At 58.7% G+C, this 21014-nt stretch carries 17 protein-coding genes; 1 reads left to right on the forward strand and 16 read right to left on the reverse strand.

Features of this window, described 5'->3' with window-relative positions:
• The first annotated feature begins 15 nt into the window (after nucleotides 1-15).
• A complete protein-coding gene (locus tag JZX89_RS21565) occupies nucleotides 16-1641 on the forward strand; it encodes a GMC family oxidoreductase (protein WP_010974855.1) in 1626 nt (541 codons plus the stop codon).
• Between the two features lie 134 nt (nucleotides 1642-1775).
• Here the strand turns inward: JZX89_RS21565 and JZX89_RS21570 are convergent, their stop codons facing one another.
• The 16 genes from JZX89_RS21570 to JZX89_RS21645 all read right to left on the reverse strand — a co-directional run bounded on the left by JZX89_RS21570 (nucleotide 1776) and on the right by JZX89_RS21645 (nucleotide 20973).
• Nucleotides 1776-2672 carry a haloalkane dehalogenase gene (locus JZX89_RS21570; protein ID WP_049783284.1) on the reverse strand — a complete coding sequence of 299 codons (897 nt, stop codon included), beginning with the start codon at nucleotides 2670-2672 and terminating at the stop codon, nucleotides 1776-1778.
• A gap of 14 nt (nucleotides 2673-2686) precedes the next feature.
• Complete coding sequence (locus tag JZX89_RS21575; protein WP_080868248.1) at nucleotides 2687-3310, reverse strand: peroxidase-related enzyme; 624 nt, start codon at nucleotides 3308-3310, stop codon at nucleotides 2687-2689.
• Nucleotides 3311-3449: 139 nt separating this feature from the next.
• Nucleotides 3450-4655: an acyl-CoA dehydrogenase family protein gene (locus tag JZX89_RS21580; protein ID WP_010974857.1), complete on the reverse strand. Its 1206-nt coding sequence runs from the start codon at nucleotides 4653-4655 to the stop codon at nucleotides 3450-3452.
• 53 nt (nucleotides 4656-4708) lie between these two features.
• Nucleotides 4709-5278 (reverse strand): peroxidase-related enzyme, encoded by a 570-nt coding sequence (locus tag JZX89_RS21585; protein WP_010974858.1) that lies wholly within the window; start codon nucleotides 5276-5278, stop codon nucleotides 4709-4711.
• 155 nt (nucleotides 5279-5433) lie between these two features.
• A complete protein-coding gene (locus JZX89_RS21590; protein ID WP_010974859.1) occupies nucleotides 5434-6468 on the reverse strand; it encodes an ABC transporter permease in 1035 nt (344 codons plus the stop codon).
• A gap of 10 nt (nucleotides 6469-6478) precedes the next feature.
• Nucleotides 6479-8059 carry a sugar ABC transporter ATP-binding protein gene (locus JZX89_RS21595; RefSeq protein ID WP_233279039.1) on the reverse strand — a complete coding sequence of 527 codons (1581 nt, stop codon included), beginning with the start codon at nucleotides 8057-8059 and terminating at the stop codon, nucleotides 6479-6481.
• Nucleotides 8060-8061: 2 nt separating this feature from the next.
• On the reverse strand, nucleotides 8062-9369 hold the full coding sequence (locus tag JZX89_RS21600; RefSeq protein ID WP_172694250.1) for a sugar ABC transporter substrate-binding protein: 1308 nt from the start codon (nucleotides 9367-9369) through the stop codon (nucleotides 8062-8064).
• 133 nt (nucleotides 9370-9502) lie between these two features.
• Nucleotides 9503-10333: a quorum-quenching N-acyl homoserine lactonase AiiB gene (gene aiiB, locus JZX89_RS21605; RefSeq protein WP_010974862.1), complete on the reverse strand. Its 831-nt coding sequence runs from the start codon at nucleotides 10331-10333 to the stop codon at nucleotides 9503-9505.
• A gap of 79 nt (nucleotides 10334-10412) precedes the next feature.
• Nucleotides 10413-11627, reverse strand: coding sequence for an acyl-CoA dehydrogenase family protein (locus JZX89_RS21610; protein WP_010974863.1), 1215 nt, complete (start codon nucleotides 11625-11627; stop codon nucleotides 10413-10415).
• An 88-nt stretch (nucleotides 11628-11715) separates the two neighbouring features.
• On the reverse strand, nucleotides 11716-13311 hold the full coding sequence (locus tag JZX89_RS21615; protein WP_010974864.1) for an ABC transporter substrate-binding protein: 1596 nt from the start codon (nucleotides 13309-13311) through the stop codon (nucleotides 11716-11718).
• A gap of 57 nt (nucleotides 13312-13368) precedes the next feature.
• On the reverse strand, nucleotides 13369-15039 hold the full coding sequence (locus JZX89_RS21620) for a dipeptide ABC transporter ATP-binding protein (RefSeq protein WP_045023436.1): 1671 nt from the start codon (nucleotides 15037-15039) through the stop codon (nucleotides 13369-13371).
• Nucleotides 15036-15941, reverse strand: a complete 906-nt coding sequence (locus JZX89_RS21625) for an ABC transporter permease (RefSeq protein WP_233278971.1) — start codon at nucleotides 15939-15941, stop codon at nucleotides 15036-15038. The genes JZX89_RS21620 and JZX89_RS21625 overlap by 4 nt, the downstream gene beginning before the upstream one ends.
• Before the next feature lie 35 nt (nucleotides 15942-15976).
• The gene (locus JZX89_RS21630) at nucleotides 15977-16963 is read right to left on the reverse strand and encodes an ABC transporter permease (RefSeq protein WP_046033748.1); all 987 of its coding nucleotides are present in this window, start codon (nucleotides 16961-16963) and stop codon (nucleotides 15977-15979) included.
• On the reverse strand, nucleotides 16960-18399 hold the full coding sequence (locus JZX89_RS21635; protein WP_244423877.1) for a SidA/IucD/PvdA family monooxygenase: 1440 nt from the start codon (nucleotides 18397-18399) through the stop codon (nucleotides 16960-16962). The genes JZX89_RS21630 and JZX89_RS21635 overlap by 4 nt, the downstream gene beginning before the upstream one ends.
• Nucleotides 18400-18457: 58 nt before the next feature.
• The gene (locus tag JZX89_RS21640) at nucleotides 18458-19684 is read right to left on the reverse strand and encodes an LLM class flavin-dependent oxidoreductase (RefSeq protein WP_010974865.1); all 1227 of its coding nucleotides are present in this window, start codon (nucleotides 19682-19684) and stop codon (nucleotides 18458-18460) included.
• Complete coding sequence (locus JZX89_RS21645) at nucleotides 19681-20973, reverse strand: NtaA/DmoA family FMN-dependent monooxygenase (protein ID WP_010974866.1); 1293 nt, start codon at nucleotides 20971-20973, stop codon at nucleotides 19681-19683. The genes JZX89_RS21640 and JZX89_RS21645 overlap by 4 nt, the downstream gene beginning before the upstream one ends.
• Nucleotides 20974-21014 lie beyond the last annotated feature (41 nt).

Consider the following 21014-nt stretch of genomic DNA (forward strand, 5'->3'; position numbering starts at 1 on the left):
CGTGGGAAGAAAATCTTGAAGCAAGTAGAAGCTGATGAATTCGATTTCATCGTCGTCGGAGGAGGATCCGCTGGCGCTGCCGTCGCTGCAAGATTGGCTGAGCGTGCGGACTTGCGGGTTCTGCTCCTGGAAGCTGGTCGACAGCAGTCCGGCATCCGGTTCCGGCTGCCGATATTGACTCCGTTCGCGCTTGCGAAAGAGGATGCAGTCTGGAACTTCACGACATTGCCTGAACCCGGCCTCAATGGCAGGGAACTTGTCTGGCCGCGCGGCAGGGGACTTGGGGGTTCCTCTCTCATCAATGGCATGCTCTGGGTACGGGGAGACCCGGTGGAGTATGACCTCTGGGCTGCCTCAGGCTGTACCGGCTGGTCTTATGGCGATCTGCTGGATTTCTTCAAGCGCAGCGAAACATACATTCCCGGTGATCCGGCGAGCAGAGGGCAGCGCGGGGCTGTGACGGTTACCAGGCACCGTCCAGCAGATCCTCTCTCTGATGCCTTCCTGAAGGCTTGCGGTAACATGCAGGTATCACAGCAGGATGATTACAATGCGGGTATTTCGGAAGGCGCAGGCTATCTCCAGTTCAACCAGCGCCGGGGATTGCGTCATGGCACAGACCGTGCCTATCTCTCGCCCGCCAGCAGGTGTGCTAACCTGACCATTCGCGAAGGCGCTGTTGCAAACCGCATCCTCTTCGAAGGGAAGAGAGCGATCGGGGTGGAGTATCGCGCGGCTGATGGCCTGAGATGTGCCATCGCACGGCGGGAGGTCGTTCTATCCTGCGGCACCGTCCAATCCCCGAAGCTGCTTGAGCTTTCGGGTATAGGGGACGGTGAGGTGCTTGGCCGGGCAGGTATCGTGCCACTGGTGCACCTCCCGGGCGTCGGAGAAAATCTGCGCGATCACCTTAATGTGCGCGTCGGATTTCGTACCCGTTTCCGCGGCACCCTGAATGATGTCCAACACAGCTACGTCTGGAAGGTACGCGCCATGCTTTGCTGGCTTGCGCGAGGCGGCGGTCCCCTATCTACCATAGGGGCGACAGCCCATGCATTTGTGAGAACCCGGTCGGACCTCGAACGGGCGGACGTGAAAATCCAGATGCTGCATTTCAGTGCACCCCACAATACCGGAAATATCAGCGGACGTCTGGATGAGTTTCCCGGCTTCAGCATCTCGACGTTCGTCCTGAGGCCGAATTCGACGGGTTCCAGCCACATCCGGTCGGGCGCCGCCGCGGAGCCGCCGGCGATCGTTGCGAACTACCTTTCACACGAGGAGGATCTCCGCTCGATGCTCGGTGCCTTTCGATTCATCAACAGAATTGCCTCGGATTCGGTCTTTGATGATCTTATGGTCTCACGGGACAACGACCTCGCGGGTCTGCAGAGCGATCAGGACATCCTGGAATGGGCAAAAACAACCGGTCTGACGTCCTACCATCCCATCGGAACGTGCAAGATGGGTACGGATTCCGCAAGCGTCGTCGATCCGAGACTGAGAGTGATCGGTGTTGACGGACTGAGAGTCGTTGATGCGTCCGTCATGCCGACAATGCCATCCTCCAACACGCACGGACCCACCGTCATGATTGGGGAGAAGGGGGCGGCAATGATCCTGGAGGATAGTTTGTCGTGATAGTCGTTCGACATTGACAGGTTCAGCGTCTGTGGGTGCCGCCCAAATTCAGAAGGAGAATATTTTGATCCGAGACCTGGACCTGGTTCGCAATGACTTTTCTGTTTGATTAGGGATGATTGGTAACGTTCTGCCTAATTTCCTGCAATGCGTGTTAGCCATGCATCCAGGAGGCGTGCGATCGTCTCGGGTTGCTCTTCTTGTACGAAATGGATCCCAGCGCCTGCTGCTTCTATTTCCAAATTACGGATGGTAACCTGACTCCACTTCAATATGGCATCGGTGAGTAGAAAACCAGGTTTGAATGTCAGCAGTAGCTTGGGAGTATCGCTCGTATTGAGCCAGTTTACCGCCTGTTCCAGGAATGCCACAGTGCTTGCTGGCTCGCCATCCACAGGAAGATTGCGTGGTCCTGCGAGTATCGCCTTGCGCGAGTGCGGCGTCGGAAACGGCGTTTGGTATTGCCTTAGGTCCTCCGGCGCCAAAGGGGTAAGGAAAAACCAGGGGAAAAGCTCAGTCAGGAAGCGGTTTTCCTGCTGAACGAAGATTTCACCTTCGCCCGGTTGGCGCAGCTTCGCCCGGCGGGTGACGAATTCCGGTGACAGATCCACCGAATCAATGTTCCGTAACACTGGCTCGAAAAAGGCCACGGCTCGGACGCGGTCTGGATTCCGGCTGGCCCAGTTTAGTCCAAACGCTGCGCCATAATCCTGCAGAACCAGCGTCACATTCCTTAGGTCGAGGGCGTCGAACCAAGCGTCAACGTAACGCTGCTGATTCTCCAATGTGTATTCGATATCAGGCTTGCTAGATTGGCCGTACCCGATCAGATCGACGGCCAATAGCCGACCGTGTCCATGGAGACGGCGGAATATGTGGCGCCACAGATAGGAACTCGTGGGATTGCCGTGGAGAAAGACGATTGGCGCACCTGAACCATGTTCAACCGTGTGGATTTGCAGGCCGAATGCCGGCACATCATACGCTTTCGCGCCGTCACCAAAGGCGGAATGTGGTGATTTCTCAGTCATGTGACGGTGTTCCTTCAAGCCGAAACGAAGAACTGAGGGTCGGGAAGCACGTTCAATGCTATGGTCAAACGATTGCCGTAGGAGAAGAAAGCAGAGACTTCCAGCACCTCCAGAATCGCGGGTTCGCTGAAGCCAATCGCTCGGAGCCGGGCGAAGTCGTCACTGCCCACACTATGGGGCGTAGCGGCCAGCTTCTGCGCCAAATCGGCCAGCGCTCGCTCGCGTGGTGCCAACGTCACATCATTATGGTTTCGAGCAATCCGGTCCGCCAACACACGATCTCCAAGGGCGGCTGCCAACGCCGGGCGGTGGTTGAACACGCAATAGCTGCAGCCTGTCGCTACAGACGTCACGACTGCGATCAACTCACGCTCGGATGCGCTGAGATGGCTGTTGCTCTGGTCGAACAGGTGCTCATAGAAGGCCATAATACGCAGAGCGGTACCCGGATTGGCAGACAGCGCCGTCAGGAAATTCGGGACAAAACCGAACTTCTTTCGAATCCTCATATGGATGTCGCGCAATTTCTGGGGCAGTTCGTCCTCTGTCGGAACGCGAAGACGCGAAACGGGCTCTTCCAACTGCCCGGTCGATACGGGAGATGAAGTGACGGAATGGGGCGCTGTTGCCTGGCTCATAATGGAAAGTCTCCCGATTGTGGGGTTGAAGTCGAGATCGCTGTTAAAATCCCTTTGCGGCGACTACGTCCCCGATCGCCACGATGCGTCGAGTAGCAATGAGTCCGCCACGCCAACGAATCTTGCAAAGATCGCCATGTCATTCGGCGGCTTGCGCTGCCGGAGGAAAGACGCCGAGATGGATCTGGCCAATGAGGTCGTGGGTCGCGTCGCTGTTCGGCGGATGGAAGGGGCCGGAACGGACGTCGCGCGTCAGCCGCTCCAGTTCGTTTCGACGGAGCAACGAGCTAGCGCCGGCAACCTTGCTGGCGCGATCAACGATCCGGAGTGCCCCATCGACAGCGTGCTGTTTGGCGCCAAGCAATTTGGTTGGCCAGAGTAGCCCGTGATCCACGCCCTCGGTCCATTCCGCCGCTACGCGGCTGAGAAAAGCCCAAATACTATCGAGTTCTATAGAAGCCTTGGCGATTTCGACCTGTGTTTGCGGATGATGGGCATAGGTCCGACCGGAGAGTGCCGGAGAAACGCGGGATTTAGCCGTTTCCACCGCGATGTCGAACGCGCGATTGGCAATGCCGTAGTACACAGCACCGATCGGAAGAACAGCCGAAGCAATGATGCCGTCAACAAAAGGATCGTTCGGCGGGCCGGCTGGAAGCACGCGCGTTACATAAGGTTTTGCCGCGATCACTCCCTCCAGGATTGTATCATCACTCCGCGTCGCGCGCACGCCATGCGAATCCCAGGTTTCTCGTGTGTGGTGCCCGGGATCCTGCCGGCGAATAAAAGCATGGACAATTTTTGGTGTGGCTGGATCGCTTGCATCGAGTGCATGGATTCCGAGCCAGTCCCAGACGGGTGAAAGAGAGGTAAAAATCTTCCGTCCGTGAAAGCGGTAGCCACCGTCGGCGAGTGGTTCGGCCACCACGTTGGAGCCTGCGAGGCCAAGATCGTTGCCTGGCTCGCCATGGCCGGCTGCAAAGATCCGACCCGCTGCCGCCTCTTCGAGGATCCAGTCGGTTGAGTGATCGCCACGGCGCCAGAGATAAGCAGCAGTACCGATCCAATAGAGGTGCATGTTGATTGCCAGTGCCGTGGCGGGTGCATGATAAGAAAGCCGCGCCTGTTCGGCCAGTACCTGTGACAGGGTCAGCCCCCGGCCCCCGAATTCCACCGGCAGTGCTGCCTGTAGGTACCCGACTGCTTTGAGATCGGCGAGATCCTCAAAAAAGAAGCGGTTTTCCCGGTCATAATCCGCAGCGCGACTTTGAAAAGTGTGAAGCAAGACTTCATCAAGGAGATGTTGGCCTGCCTCCAATTTTGTATCAAGGGAATAAGTGCCCATACTGATCCTTTAGTCCTCCTTAAGTCTTAAACGGACTATTGGAAAATCGGTTATTATGAGAAGAATTTATCATCCGGAAGGATCCCCAAAGATATAGTGACCCTGTTGGTGTGATTGAACCAGGAAGCTGTTTCAACAGCCTCCAATAATTCTTCATCGGAAAGCTCAAGATCCCTGAGCTTCTCGAAGTCGGCTTGCGAGATAGTTTTGGGGCTTAGAGTCACCTTGACCGCCAAATCAGCTAAAGCCCGCTGTCGCTTTGACAAGTCGGCGAGGTGGTAGTCGAGCGCGACCCGACGAGCAAAACCCGGATCATTGAGCAGGTCGCCAAAGGCGCGCGTGTGATGAATCTCGCAAACGCCACATCCGTTCGTCGCTGAGACAACCACGGCGATTAACTCGCGATCCTGTAGCGGCAACCGCCTGCCCGTCGCCGCGAACAGATGCTCGAAATGACCGGTGAAGCGGCGAGCTGTGTCAGGATTGAGCGAAAGCGCCCGAACCCAGTTCTCATGGTGGTGACGATCAACTAAAGCCTGAATATCTTCAGGCAGTTCGGATTCGTCCGGAATGCGCAAACGGGAAATCCGCTGGCTCCGAGCCAGCCCGTCGATCGTTGTCATGCCATTCTCCGTCGATATTGAGGGGGCGACTGAATAAACGGAAGTCAGTTCTCTATTAATATTGTCTATTAAAATATAGACGAACTAGACGAATCTAATTTCGCACGCGTGGGGAGAAAAACTTTCTCATCGCCGTTGCTTGGGGCACTGTGTCGTCATTTCACGATGTCTTGAAGGCTGACGCGGTCGATCGTCGTGAGCACGGCAATCACAATAACAACGCCCTTGACGATTTCCTGGGTGAACGTGCTGACGCCAGAAACGTTCAGGCCGTTGCTCAGGATAGTGATAAGCGCGACCCCGAGCAGGGTGCGCTGTGCGCCGCCGACCCCGCCTGTAAGTGCCGTGCCGCCAACGACGATTGCAGCGACTGTGTCGAGAAGATACCCGTCCCCGATTGAGGGGGTAGCGGAACCCAAACGCGACAACAGAAAGAACCCACCGATCGCAGCGAGTGTGCTTGAAAGCACAAACGCATAGGTCTTGTAGCGGTTGATAGCGATGCCGCTCAGTTTCGCGACACGCTCGCCAGCCCCTATCGCGACGATGTACCGGCCGAACCGGGTATGGGACGTTGTCAGGCTCAGCACGAGCCAAAGCAGCAGCGAAAGGAGAAGGACGTTGGGCACCCGCGGGATTATCTGCCCGTTGGCGAGCATCGAAAAGTCGTCGTCGTTGACGAACAGGGCAGTGCCATCAAGCACGTGCAGCATGATGCCCGTAAAGATGGAACTGGACGCAAGAGTTGCAATGAACGACGGCAGCCGCAGGACTGTCGAAAGAACGGAATTGAGCAGGCCGGCAGCGATGCCGAAACCGAGCACGGCGAGGAGGGCCGTTGTGTAACCCGTGCCAAATTTCTGCAGGAGAACGGCGCTGATCGCGGAGGCGAGCGCTGCGACAGCAGCAACGGAGAGGTCGATGCTGCCCATTAGCACGATGAAGGTCGCGCCGAGCGAGATCAAGAGCAGTGGCCCGGCCTGGGCTCCCATGACCGTCAGGTTGAGCGGCGACAAGAATGCGGGCTGCTGGAAAGCGAAGTAGCCAATAAGAATGAGAAGCGCCGATGCTGGCAGCCAGGTCGCCCGGTGTTCGCGCGAAACGATGGCCGTTGCAACACGCGCCTTCCAGGTTTCTATTTTGCCCGTTGCCTGCGGAACTTCAATTTCACTAATCTGCTTCGGGATCATAGGAATCTCTTCAAGGCGCAACAATCGGCGTCTTCTCGTTCGAGGCGGGACCAATCATATCGGCGACAAGGGCGTGCTCGGTCGTGAGCGTTTGGCGGTTGTCGATATCGCTGACGATCCGACCATCTCGCATGATCAGTATCCGGTCGCTGAGCGAGATCAGCTCCGGGAGATCATCTGTAACGTAAAGGATCGAGGTGCCATGAGCGGTAAGATCTCGCAAAAGCGCGTAGATTTCACGCTTGGCTCCCACATCCACGCCAGCGGTTGGATTCTCTATCAGAAGCAGCACCGGCTCGCGATGGATCCAGCGCGCCAATGATACCTTCTGCTGATTGCCACCGCTCAGTGTACGCAGGGGTTGACCTGAAACGGCCTTGATCCGCAGGGACACGATCATCTGTCTGGCGACATTTTGCTCACGAGCAGAACGCCAGATGCCGAATGCGTTGGAAAAACCGCGAGCGCCGGCATGACCGCTCGGCAGAGAAATGTTCGATGCGACATCCGCGGTCACGACTACCGCTTCGTTCGACCGATCACCGGGAATGAATGCGATGCCCTTTTGTTTCCGCTGGGCGATAGATCCTGCAAGCGGCATGCCCCCAAGCTCGACCGTGCCGTCCCGATGGGAGGTTACGCCCGCCAGAACGCGCAGAAGTTGCCCCTTGCCCGATCCCAGAAGACCGCCGATACCGACGATCTCGCCCTTTCCGACGTTGAAGGAAATGTCGGTGAGGTGCGTTAAGCGTTGCCCTGCCGACGGTCGGCTGGAACGTGAAAGCCCCTTGACGACAAGAAAGGGCTCTTCATTGAGCGTCGACCTCTTGCCCGGCGTCGTGCTTTCGAAAGCCCGGCCGACCATCAACCGGTGCAATCCGGCCTCATCGAACTGAGAAATCGGCCCTTCTCCGACGATCGCACCATCCTTCAGGACGATCAGCCGATCGCAGACGTCGAAAACTTCCTGCAGGCGATGCGAAACGAAGGCCACGCCCGCGCCTTGCCTGCGAAGCCTGCCCATGCTTTCCAGAAGCCGGACCACCTCGGCACGGCTAAGCCCGGTTGTCGGCTCGTCGAAGAGTACGAAACCGGAGGGCAACCCCAGCACTTTCGGTAACAGAATTGCCCGACAGACCTCCAGCGATTGCCGGGTGGCGAAGTCGTAGTTCAGCATCAGGTGCTTGACGTCGACCGCGATACCCATGGAACGCACGAGGTCGCGGGCAATATCAATCATCTTCGCCTTATTCAGCACCCCAAAGCGCGTGAAACGCTTTTCATGGCCGAGGAAAAGGCTCTCATAGACAGGCAGGGCCCCGATCAGCGCGGGATCCTGAAAGATCCGCCAGATCCCGCGCTGATTGGCCTCGTAATAATTTTCCAGGGCGACCGGCGTGCCGCCGATCGCTACGGTTCCTCTGGATGGTTTCAATGTGCCGGAAAGCACGTTAAGAAGCGTCGACTTGCCAGCTCCATTTTCCCCAACGATACCGACAACCTCTCCCGACCGGATCGCGAGGTTTATATCGCGAAGGGCGGGCGAAGGACCAAAGGAATGGGTGAGGCTCTCGACGCTCAGAATGGACATTCTCAGGCCTTGATGCCCTTGAAGCTGAAGTCGTCCAGCTTGAGTTTGTAGGCGCTCTCGTAGCGCTTCGTGACAGCGTCGAACTCGCCCGTTTCGATAGACTTGGCATAGTCTGCCTGAGGTCGGTAATCTGCAGGCTTCTCGATGCCGGTGGCAGTGAAGTAGTCGTCGTACCTGATCGGGGCGAGCGGCGCCTGAGGGTCCCATTTGTCGCCGCTGATGACATGCGACAGCAGCTTCGGATCGAAGGGCAGGTTCGGATTGTCCACGTAGCGCGCCAGAACACCATCAACATTGTCTTTGGTGACGAGAAGCCCATTGAACCCCACGAACCTTTCCGGGGCGGACGCCTCATAGCCGTTCAGAGCATCGAAGAGCCGGGCGACAGCCTGGACACCGTAATAGGCCGGAGACTGGAACGCGGTGGCCGCGACTTTTCCGGCCTTGATTGCCCTGAAGATATCGGTTGCGCCATCCGCTCCAACCGTGAGCACTTCCTCACCGGCCTCGATCTTGAGACCGCGCAGCGCTGCCAGAACCCCGGTCAGCGATCCATCATTCTGGGCGATAATGCCGTTGGGCACGCCGTGGCGGGCGATGAGGTCCTCGGTCGCTTTCTGCCCTTCCTCGGCGCTCCAATTGCCTGGCAGACTTCCGGCGATCGTTACACCGGGAAATTCGGCAAGCGCACGCTTCACGGCCGCCGTGCGCAGATTGTCGTAGGATGAACCCTTCGAACCGGTGATATGCAGGAATTTGGCGTCCGGCCCGAACTTCTTCACCGCCAGGCCAATGGTGTATTTGACGGCTTCATACATATTACCGCCGCGATTTCCGTCCTCACGCGCAACGATTGCCTGCGCAAAGCCGGTTCCGGCGTCAATCGGAGATGTCCAGGGAATGTTGTTGCCGACATTGACCACATAGCCGCCGCCTTCTTGCGCTGTCCGGGCAATCCGCTTCAGACTGCTCCCGTCGGCGCTGACGATGAGGAAGAGTTTTGCACCTGCCGCAGCGGCGGACTGCGCCTGCGTAACGGCCGTGCCATCGTTGAGGTTGAACGTCGCCGAACTATAGGGAAGGCCGAGAACAGCTGCGGCCCGCTTTGCCGCATCGTTGATGATGGTGTTCCATTCATTGCTCAGCAGCAAAAGCTGATGCAGCGGAGCGGATTTAAAACTCTGAGCGCGTGCTTCCCAGCTGGGCAGAAATCCACTTCCCGCCACGGCAAGACCCGCCCCTGCCTGGAGCAGACGGCGGCGAGAAAGCGAGCTTGATAAGGGTGAAGAAGTTACTTTAGATGAAGTCATTTGAAGGATCCTTTCATAGGGTGTATTGGCTTATGCGGTTTGAGGTAGAGGCAATTGGGCAGTTCTACTGGGGTAGTTGCCTTGGCGTTTTCACGGCCGCGGCGCGCCGCCAGTTCAAGTCCTGGCGAGCTCCTTATTCATAGAATCCGTCCGTGGATTTGATCAGGCTGGCAAACTGCTCCCGGTCGTGACCGAAGAGGACTGTGAGAGAACGGGATTCGGCGTATTGCCTGATATGGCTGACCGTCCGATCGTAACCGATCGTGTCGTGGAGAACGCCTGCTCGGCGGGCAGGGGGACCATAGTTCGTGGCGGTGTAACAAGCGTCTGAAACGAGCAGAAACCCGGGCTGCTTCTCAAGCCTGACAGCCAGGCCCAGCATTCCTGAAGCATGGCCGGTTCCGAAGTTGAGCAGGTTCACTCCGGGCGCGAGTTCTCTTTCCCTCTCATCGCGACCGACGAGATCCCAGTTTCGCGGGGTCGCAAGCCATGCCTCGATGTCCTTGACGATGTAAGGCGACGAATGATCGCCTGTCGCGAAATACCGGACTGCGGTTGCGAATTCATCTTCATGTGCAATCAGCCTCGACTTTCCGAAATACTCGACGCAACCGGCGTGATCATTGTGAAGATGCGACAGGACCACCGTCGAAATATCGTCCGGTGAAAGGCCGAGCTGCCTCAGCCGTTCCGGCAGATTGCATTCCGACGCCCCGATATAGGGCGCGTTCAGTTGCGATTGCGCGGGCCATCGGCCATTCGTTCCCATGCATTCCGGGTGACATCCTGTGTCGTAGAGGACCGTGGCATCGGTGCATTGGATGAGGTAGGCGGAGACCGGAATGTCGATCAGACGACTACTCACCGTCGGCTTCTGCGGCGTAACAAAAGTGGAGTTGGCGATGATGAAGTTTTCGTCGACACGAATTTCACCCAGGTCGAGAACGAACAGCTTATTTCCCATAAGATCTCCTAATTAAGTCACGCGATCTGGTTCAGCGCCGGCTGAGGTGAGGTTGACCAGCCTCGACGCGAAACATCCGCTAGGCCTTTCCAATGCCGGTGGTCCAAAGATCCGGCGGCAGGCTGCGGTTAACCGCGAAATCACCGATCTGACGCTCCTTGTAGATGACCGGATTGTGGGAGGAGATGGCGCGGGCGTTTCGCCAATAGCGATCCAGCCCCAACTCGTTGCTGAGCGCAGACGCTCCCAGTCCGTCGAAGAGGACGGTCGTCGCATCTAGGATGAGTTGGTGGACGACGACCTGTGCCTGGTAAATCTGCACCTCGAGTTTGCCGATCTCCGTTCTTTCCCTGCAGCCTTTAGCAACAGCGCGGTGATAGGCGTCGGCGGCTGAAAGTACGATCGAGTTTGCCCCGTGCGCATTGGCAAACACCTTACCGACGAGCTGGAGCACCTGCGGATCGTCGCTCGCGGTGCTGGCAGCCGCGTGGGAATATGTCCGTTTGCGTGACCGCACATAGTCCGCAACGGCAGTGGACGCCCCCCGCCCGATTCCGACAAGCGTTGCCAGATGGGCCAATTGAGCGAAGGCCGTCAGGAACGGCCACCGCGATGCCGATGGCGCAATATCGTCATCGTGCAGAAGGACCTGATCGAATACGGCGGTCCCACTGGCGGTCAGTCTCTGTCCGAAACCGTTCCAGTCATCGACAATGGACGTTCCTGGCGCCGTCGTTTTTATAAGCGCTATGATCAGCTCGTCAGCATTGTTCAAGCCGCTGACAGTCATCCATTCCGAGAACAGAGCGCCGGTCGTATAGAATTTCTGGCCGTTGAGACGATGGCCCTCATTGGTTTTTATGATGGAAGTCGAAAATTTGCCAAGCGTGGCATTTCCAACCTCCGTCGCTGCAGCGGAGATGATCTCCCCGGATCCGATGATGTCGATGCAACGCCTCGTCCAGGCGTTGGATGGTTCGTCGAGAAGCTGTCCGAGCAATCCGAAATGGGCGCGGAAGATCTGCGCGACATTCGAGTCTGCCTCTGCAAGCTCGACGAGCAATGCAAGGAGTTCCAGCGGTGTCGCTCCCAAACCGCCTTTATCTTTGGGGAGAAGCAGCGCACCGAATTTGAGCGCTTTCAGCCTTGCGACTTCATCGCGCGGGAGTGTGCGTGTCGCATCTCTTTGGCGCGAGCCTTCGGCGATTTCGGCGAACACCGGCCGGAAAATTGCCACGAGTGTGCGGAATGCGGGTGTGTCGATTGTCGGCCAGGTATGAGGATGATGGGTCAAGGGCGTTCACTTACAATTTGGAAATAATGACGGTGTTGTCGCGCTACGTGGCAGGCGGCGCCTGTGGAGCCCGCCTGCCGGATAAAGCTCAGCTTCCCAGCCACGCAGCGGCGAAGTCGACCGAATGCCCGGACGAATCCTCGGTGTGGTTGTGCAGCGTCTTGCGATAGAGCGTCAGGTTCTGGAACTGAACGAGGTTTACCGCCGGCAGATCGCGGTGAAGGATGTGTTGGAACCTGACGAAGTATTCTTTGCGCTTCGCCGGATCGATTTCGATCGATCCTTTCTCGAAGATTTCATCGACCTCGGCATTGCTGTAGCCGGAGTGATTGGACCACGGCACGCCCTTCTTGATGTTCTTCGACCAGTAGCCGCGCTGGATGCCGTCCGTCGGATCATAACCGTTGGCAAGATGCTGGAGGTCGATATCGAAGGCCGCGTCGGTATAGACGCTCTTGATGTAGGTCGCGTAGTCGTAGCTCTGGATCGCCACGTCGACGCCGATGTCGCCGAAGGCGGATCGGAGGAATTCTGCGCCGACACGGGTTGGCCCGTAGACAGGATTGTAGGTAAGGCGCAGCGCGAACCGTTTCCCATCACCACCACGCTTGTGGCCGGCCTCATCAAGAAGCGCTTCCGCCTTGGCCTTGTCGAAGGCATAGAAGCCGATACTTGGATCGTGATATTCTGCCATCGACGGTGCAATCGCGGTCGGGGACGGCACAGCATATCCCTTCCAGACGAGACGGATGTAGTCGTCGATATTGATGGCGTGAGCGAAAGCCTGGCGAACACGCAGATCGCTGAGAATCGGATGATCCAGACGGAAAAACAACTGGTTCAGACTGCCTTCAAGCTCGTAACCGCGAGTCTCGACGCCGAAGCGCGGATCGTCGCCAAGGCGCTTGATCTCGTCGAGCGGCACGGGTGTGTGATAGCCTACATCGACGTCTCCCGCCTCGAAAGCCGCCCCGCGGGCGCTGACATCAACGATAAACCGTGTCACCACAGCATCGAGCAGGGGCAGATCCTTGATCCAGTAATCGGGATTGCGTTCGAGCAGGATATGGCTGCCGCGTTCCCACTCCTTGAACACGTAGGGGCCCGTGCCTATCGGTTTTGCGTTATAGGGGTTCGCCCGAATATCCGTCTCTTCGTAGAGGTGTTTCGGGATGATGGGCGAAGCGATGCCGGAAAGGGCCGGCAACAGGAATGGAACCGGTGTCTTGAACTGGGCGACGACCGTCAGTGGATCGGGCGTGTCGATCTTTTCGAGCGATGCAAACGTCACACGCCGGCGCGGATGGGTTTCCTTCAACGTCAGCAGCGAGAATGCAACGTCCGCGGAGGTGAACGGTTGACCGTCATGCCACTTGATGCCCGGGCGCAGGTGGAAAGTGTAGGTCTTTCCATCCGCGCTGATATCCCAGCTCTCCGCAAGATGTGGTTTGAAGGTCCGGTCGAAACTGACCTTCAACAACCCTTCGATGACACGGGAACCGACGCCGGCGTTGCCGGTGTTCTGGAACAATTCGATGAGCATGGCGGGTTCGCTGGCGGCGACGATGCGGGCGGTACCGCCACGCACCGGCGTAGTTTGAGCGAACGAAATACCGGGTATGGCGGTACCCAATGCGCCGATTCCGAGGGCGGCGTTGAACGTCCGGCGCGACAGTTTGATCATGAAATTCTCCTGGCTCGTGAAGTTTCGGGTTCTGTTGTTTTAGGGAGTCCGTTGCCGTTACGAAGCTGCTGCGATCAGCTTCCTCGTGTATTCATGGGAGGGATTGCTCCATAAATTTTGGTGGTTGCCGCGCTCGATGATGTGTCCATCCTTCATGACCATGATCCTGTCCGAGATGTATTTCACGACAGCCAGATCGTGGGAGATGAAGAGATAGGAAAGACCGGCTTCCTCCTTGAGATCGGCAAGCAAGTTGAGAATTTGCGCCTGAACGGACACGTCGAGTGCCGATACCGGTTCGTCGCAGATGACGAGCGAGGGCCGCACGATCAGGGCTCTGGCAATCGCGATCCGTTGACGCTGCCCACCGGAGAATTCATGGGGAAAGCGCTCCACCGCCGAACGTGGCAGGCGGACCTGGTCGAGAGCTTCGCTTATGCGCGATTGCCTGTCGGCGGAATTGCGATACTTGTGTGCATGCAGCACGCTATCGAGAATATCTCCAACGGTCCGGCGCGGGTTTAGGGAAGAATAAGGATCCTGGAAGATCATCTGCACGCGCCCGCGGAAGGCGCGCAGGTCGGCTCCACCTGCGTGGGTGATGTCCTGACCTTCGAACAGGATCTGTCCGCCGGCAACGGGTATCAGACGGCTGAGCGCCTTTGAAAGCGAAGACTTGCCGCTACCGGATTCTCCGACCAGCCCGAGCGTTTCGCCGCGCAGGAGTTCGAAGGTCACACGATCGACGGCAGGCGGTGTCTTGCTAGCGGGGTCATAGCGAACCGTGAGATCCTCGACTTCCAGAAGCGCATCTGCCGTTGCATTGGTGCGCGGTTCCGCTGCAACCGGCGGGCTACGGATCTCGAAGCTGGTTGTGCCGTTGCTGTTCCTGTGGGTCCGGATCTCGTTCAGCCGCTCCGATGAAGCGTGGCGTCCATCGCCGAGACGGATCGATGCGCCGATCAGCCCTTTCGTGTAGGGATGCTGGCTTTCCTGAAACAGATGCTCTGCCTTGAGCTCTTCCATCCTTTTGCCGTTGTGCATGACGACCACGCGGTCGGTCCAGCGCGACACCAGTGTCAGATCGTGGGAGATGAGAAGCAGGCCCATGGACAGATCGCGCCGAAGACGATCGATCAATTCGAGGATCTGGCTCTGGATCGTCGAGTCGAGAGCCGTGGTCGGTTCGTCTGCGATCAGCAGGAGCGGCGTGAGCGCGATCGCCTGGGCGATCATGGCACGCTGTCTCTGGCCCCCGGACAGTTCGTGTGGATAGGACGCGATACGACGGTGTGGTTCCGGCATTGACACCAGATCGAGTAATTCCAGAACCCGCGAACGTGCAGCCTTCCGGGACAGCCGTTCATGGGCGTGCAGTACCTCGGCGATCTGGTCTCCGACCGTATAGACCGGATTGAGAGCGCTCATCGGCTCCTGGAAGATCATGCCGATCCGGGGTCCGAGAATGGGCCGCCATGCCTTGGGTGGGAGGCGGAAGAGATCCAGGCCATCGAAGGTCACCTCGCCGCTGCTGGACGCTTCGTCCGGCAGGAGGTTGGACAGCGCAAGGGCAGTCGTGCTTTTCCCGCAACCGGATTCGCCGACCAGAGCGACAGCCTCGCCGGCGGCGATGTCGAAGGAAAGGTTCTCGACGGCAACCGCTTCACCGCTCCGGCTGTGATATCGGACTGAGAGGTCGCGGACACCAAGCAAAGGTATCGCCATCATTCCACTGCTTTCCGCGAGCGGACTTTGCGCCTGATCCGCGGGTTGAGCGCGTCGTTGAGGCCATCCCCGATGAGGTTGAGCGCCAGCACGGTGAGGACGATGCACCCACCGGGCATGAGCGTGAGGTACCAGTGGCTGCGGATCACCTCGCGGCTGGCGCCGATCATTGATCCCCAAGTGACGGTATTCGGATCGCTAAGCCCCATGAAGGACAGCGCAGATTCCATCAGGATCGCCGAGGCAACCATGATCGATGAGACCACGATGAGCGAGGGCAGGGCGTTGGGCAGGATTTCCTGCAGAATGATCCGTGGCGCCGAAATGCCAGACGCCCTGGCAGCCATGACGAAATCCTTCTCCCGGATCGAGCGGAACTCGGCGCGGGTGAGACGCGCGATCATCGCCCAGGACACAAGTGCGATGCCGACGATGACCGTACCGATTGTCGGTGTCGCGAAGGCGACGAGAACGACCAGCAGGACGAAGCTAGGAATGGTCTGGAATATCTCGATGAACCGGACGATGAGATCGTCGATCCAGCCGCCGCAATAGCCGGCGATGGCTCCAATAAGTCCACCGAACACCAGACCGAGAATTGTTGCGGAAATCCCCACCAGCAGCGAGACACGGGCGCCATGTACCAGTCCCGCCCAGACGCTTCGACCGAGTGAATCCGTGCCGAGTAGAAAGTCCGGATTTTCTCCGGGCCAAAGACGCTCAGGGCCGACAATCGACTGCGGATCGCCCGGAGCCAGCCACGGGGCCAACAGCGCCAGGAGCATTATAATGCTGAGTGTCATGAGACCGGCTGTCGCGCCCGGGTTCGAGAGAAAGTCGCGCAGGACCGAGCGCGCAATGACAGGATTGCCGATGTTGCTCCAGGGGGCTTCACCGGCTGCCATGCGTGCGGTTGAGGATTCGATATCGAAGCCGCTCATCAGCGCACCTCGATTCTGGGATCGAGGGCAGCCTGGATGATGTCGACGATAGCGTTGACGCAAATCACCAGGACTGACGAGACCAGCATGATGCCGAGCAACAGCGTATATTCACGCGCCATGACGGCATCAAAGGCAAGCCGACCCATGCCTGGCCAACTGAAGACCGTTTCGATGACGATGGCGCCGCCAAGAATGCCGGCCACGTGGATACCGGCCACCGTGGTGATCGGGATGAGCGCGTTGCGCAGCACGTGGCGAAGGACAACCTGTCGTGGCGCCAGACCCTTCGCCTTTGCGGTGCGGACGTGATCCTGCCCGATGACCTCAAGGATAGAAGATCGGGTGAGACGTGCGTAGATCGCCATGTAATAGAGCGCCAGTGACGTCGCGGGGAGCAATGCATAAGAGACGCGGTCGATAAGCCAGCCAAAGCCCCCCGAGGAAGCGCCGATGGTTTTCATGCCGCCAGCCGGTAGCCAGCCGAGCTTCACCGAGAAGACGATGATGAAGATCAATCCGATCCAGAATGTCGGGACTGAGTAGAACAGCAGCGATGCCACCGAAAGAATGCGATCGGCCGCGCGCGTTGCGTTCAGTGCCATGATCGTGCCAGCTGCGATCCCCACCAGCAGGGCGATGACGATCGCAAGAACCATGAGCGTCAGGGTACCCGGCAGACGCTCCATGATGAGATCGGCGACGGGGACACCGTAGCGGGGAGATATGCCGAGACTGAAATGCGCCAGACTTGTATAGTAGTTCGCAAGCTGATCGAGCAGCGGCAGATCGAGCCCGAAAGCCCGGCGAATGTCGGCCACCGTTTCCTGCGTGGCGGCACCGGATTCGGCCGCCATGTAATCGGCGGCATCCCCAGGCGCGAGCTGCAGCACGAAGAAACCGAGCGTGACGATGACGAACATCGTCGGGACCGCCTGAATGAGGTTGCGTAGCAGACTGCGGCCAACCCGCGTAAGCCTCTTCATGGAGCTGCCTCCCAAGGTCCGGAGACGGGTGAGGGAGCGACGCGGTCGACCGCGATGGACGGCCCGAGGCTCGCAAGCCGCTCGTAGTCCGCGCGAGCATGGATAAAGAGTGAGCGAGCGACTGCCGCGATCAGGCGGGGCAGTGCGATCGCGGCGCTGCCGATATCGCCAGCATGGATGCCGTGACTGATGATCGCCGCGAAGGTATAGACATGGATACGCTTAAGCCATGGCGCCGAACCAGGCTCTATCTCCTGCAATTCAAAACCTTTCCCAAGATAGGGATGCGAAGACCAGCCGCTTTCCCCCTCCGCCGCCGCAACGCGGTCTTGCCAGAGGAGAATGTGGGGAGCCGCGGCGGTCAGTTCCGGCCGGGCATAAACGTTTTGCCTATAGCCGGTCGCGGCAATGACCGTGTCCAGCATTATATCGCCCGTCGTCGTTCTCGCTACGATATCGTCGCCAAGAGCTACAATCTGTTCTGCCGCAACGTTGAAATGGAGATAGTGGTTCGGATGCTGGCAGGCCCGGGCGATGGCCGCATCCGGCGCGGAGCTGCGTCGCCGGCGCTCCAAAATCAAACGCCATCGCATTGCATCATCGAATTCCGGAAAGAACAGCTTGTCAGCCGAGGGTCTGGCGGCGGCCTGATCGTTGGCCTCTACGAGATCGCCGTGTCGGACGAATTGATGCACACTCGCTGCACCATGTTCCAGCGCGACAGCCGCTGCGTCGAACGCGGATGCGGCCGCTCCGACCACACCCACGCTCAAGCCGCGAAGGCTAGAGAAATTAATGAGGTCGTTCGTGTGGACAAGGCGGTCGGGAGGAAGAGTGTGGGAAAGAACCGACGGTATATAGGGTTCGCCCAAGCCGTCCAGGCCAGTTGCCAGTACGATCGTCTGTGTTGACAGATCTATCACGCCCTTGTCCTGCAGTTCAAAGCGCAGATTGAGCGGTGCGTTTTCGGCGTCCGAACGCGGATCGATCGAAATCAGGCGATGCTGCCATCGCACGTCGATCCCCGCCGTTTCGCGATACCAGTTGAGATAGTCGAGCCAGACGGTGCGGGGTATTTCCGCCATTGCGGCAAATGCGGCGTCACCATGAAGCGCAACGTACCAGTGCTCGAATGTCAGTTCAGGGATGCCCTGTTCGAGACCGGTAAATCCCTTGCCCGCGCGAAGCGTGTGCATCCTGGCTATGGTATTCCAGACGCCCGCTGTTTCCGGCGTGGCGGCATCGAAAACCTGCACCCGTCGGATGCCGGCACGGCGCAGTCCAAACGCAATGGCAACACCACTCTGACCACCGCCGATGACGGCAACGTCCATATCTGTGGCGACCGGAGCAACCCAATCCAGAGTGACCGGTTCGAGCTGCGCGATTGCGCGACGCGTCTGTTCACTGAGCTGGTTGAGACGCTCTTGCGACACCGTTCTCCCGCTTGATCGGCCCGACGCGATTTTTTGTTGAACTGTCATCTCATCACCCCTAGAGCCGCAAACCGGCTGCCCGCATCAGCGGGAGAACGGTTCGTCCGAAATGGGTGAGGTCGGGCAGGTAGTCGAAGAAGGAGATGTGGAAACCGTCCACTCCTTCGGCATGCAAAGCGGCAAGCTGTTCGACGATCCGTTGAGGCGAGCCGACGAGCCGGACATTCCCCCCGACAGCGATCGCATCGACCGAGTTTACATCGTTGCTCTTCGCCCACGCCTGCGCGTCGCTGACCAGCCGTTTGTCGAAATCCTTCGTGTCAGCAATGTTATGCAGCCCGCCGACATTCCTCTGCTCGACGGCGGCAACAATCGCGCCATAGTATTCCTGAGCTTCCTGATCCGTGTCGCGACAGACGATGATTGGATTGAGGATGACGCGGATTGTGCGCCCGTTTCGAGCCGCAGCTGCCTTGACGGTGGCGGTATGGGCGCCGAGCGACGCCCGCGCTGCCTCGAAACTGCCCCCGCCGGGGCTAGTGACAAAGACGATATCCGATTGCCGCGCAGCGAAGTCTATGCCGGCGGGCGAGCCTGTCGCGCTGATCAGAAGGGGTCGGCCGAAACGCGGCTTCGGCGTGATGAAGCCCTCTTTGATCCGCCATGGCGATTTACCGGAAAAGGTGACGGGCTCGTCCGAGCGCCACAATGCCTTCAGCGCATTGACGAATTCGTCGGCGAGCCTGTACCGCTGATCGTGCTCGATCTGCGAGCCGCCGAACATCTCGTGTTCAATCCGGCGATGACCGGTCACGACATTGAGGCCCCAGCGGCCATTTGTGATGTGATCGAGGGTGGCGCCGGCGCGCGCCAGATGAAGCGGGTGCCAAGGTCCATACAGGATATGCACGGTCGATGCGAGCAGGATATTCTTCGTCTCTGTCGCCAGCGCAGCCATGGTGACGAAGGGGTCGAGAGAGGTGCCGTTCAGTACTTCGCCGAACCCGCCTTTCGGAAGCCATTGCGACAGTCCAAAGACGATGTCGAAGCCGAGTTCGTCAGCGATTCGTACGAGGTTGCGGTTGTAGCCGAAATCCCATGACGTCGTGCGTGGCAGATGCGACGCACTCCAGCCACCGGCATTGAGTGGCAGAAAGAGGCCCAGCATCGTCGGCTGCCGGAAGATGCGCGCGACTGGGCTTTCGTCAAAATCAGCGGGTGACGGGACCGGATCGTTCTGCGTTAATTCCGTGGATGTGAGCGTGTGGTGAGGGTCGCGCGTCATTCACCGAGCCCCAGGTTTCCGCGCAATGTGCTGTGCCGATATTCCGACCGGAAGATGCCACGTCGCTGCAGGATGGGGATGACGCTTTCCGTAAACGAACTGAAGCCATCGGGAAAATGCGTGGCGCTGACATTGAAGCCGTCAGCCGCACCGCTGCGGAACCACAACTCAATCTCATCGGCGACCTTCTCTGGCGTCCCGGCAATAAAGCGGTTGCGTCCCTGCGAACTGAGCAGGATTTCCCGCAGCGTCGCGCCGGGCCGCCGCTCGATCATCTGCCAGGTGGATTCCGAAATCCCGGTTGAAACCGCAGGTGTGAAGTCAGCCTGAGCGCGGGTCGGAGCCGGTTTGTCGAGGTCCTCGCCACCAAGAGGGACACCAAGACGAATCCCGAACCAGCGCGCATCGGCGGCGAGGTCGCGAAGCGCGTCGAGTCGTTCAACTTTTCTGAGCGCCTCTTCTTCGGTTGAGCCAACGACCGGATAGATTCCAGGCATGAACAGCGTCCGGTCGGGATCGCGCCCCGCCTTGCGCACCGCATCCTTCGTCCTTCTGTAACCCGCCTGGGCCGCCTCGAGGTTGGTCTGGAGGCTATAGATCAGGTCGGCGTGCCTTGCGCCGAAGCTAAGGCCGACCTCGGAGGATCCGGCTTGTACCAGGATGGGCTTTCCTTGCGGGCTGGTCGGCACCTGCAAGGGCCCACGGACTTTAAAATGCATTCCAACATGGTTGAGATGGCTGACCTTCTTCCAGTCGACGAACGTGCCGCCAGCCTGGTCGAGTAATAGCGCACCGTCTCCCCAGCTTGCCCAGAGAGCCTTTGCAACGCTCACGAACTCCTCCGCACGGTCGTAACGCTCGTCATGCGTCGGCAGGTCCATGCCGAAATTCCAGCCTGCTTCCGGAAGATAGCTTGTCACAATATTCCAGGCAGCACGGCCACCGCTGATATGATCGAGCGAAGAGAGCTTGCGGGCGAGTTCGTAGGGCTCGGAAAATGTCGTGGAAACAGTGGCGATCAGTCCCACGGATTCAGTTCTCGCCGCTATCGCCGAAAGTGCCAGCAATGGATCGAGTGCGTGCCACGGTTCGACTGGCGGCTCCATCGGAAGGCTTTGGAAGTCCGATAGAAAAACAGCGTCGAAACCTGCCTTCTCCGCGATCTGCGCGACCTCGATGTGAGCGTTCACATCGAGAAACTGCGCGGGGTTGTCGATGAGGCGCCATCGCGCTGGGTGCAAGCCGAGGCCAAGATTGTAATTTGCGGTGAAATGAAGTTCTCGTTGCATATCGTTCTTTGCTTCAGGAATAAGGAGGTGCCGCGCCCATG

This window comes from Agrobacterium burrii (assembly GCF_017313405.1).
Classification (GTDB): Bacteria; Pseudomonadota; Alphaproteobacteria; order Rhizobiales; family Rhizobiaceae; genus Agrobacterium; species Agrobacterium burrii.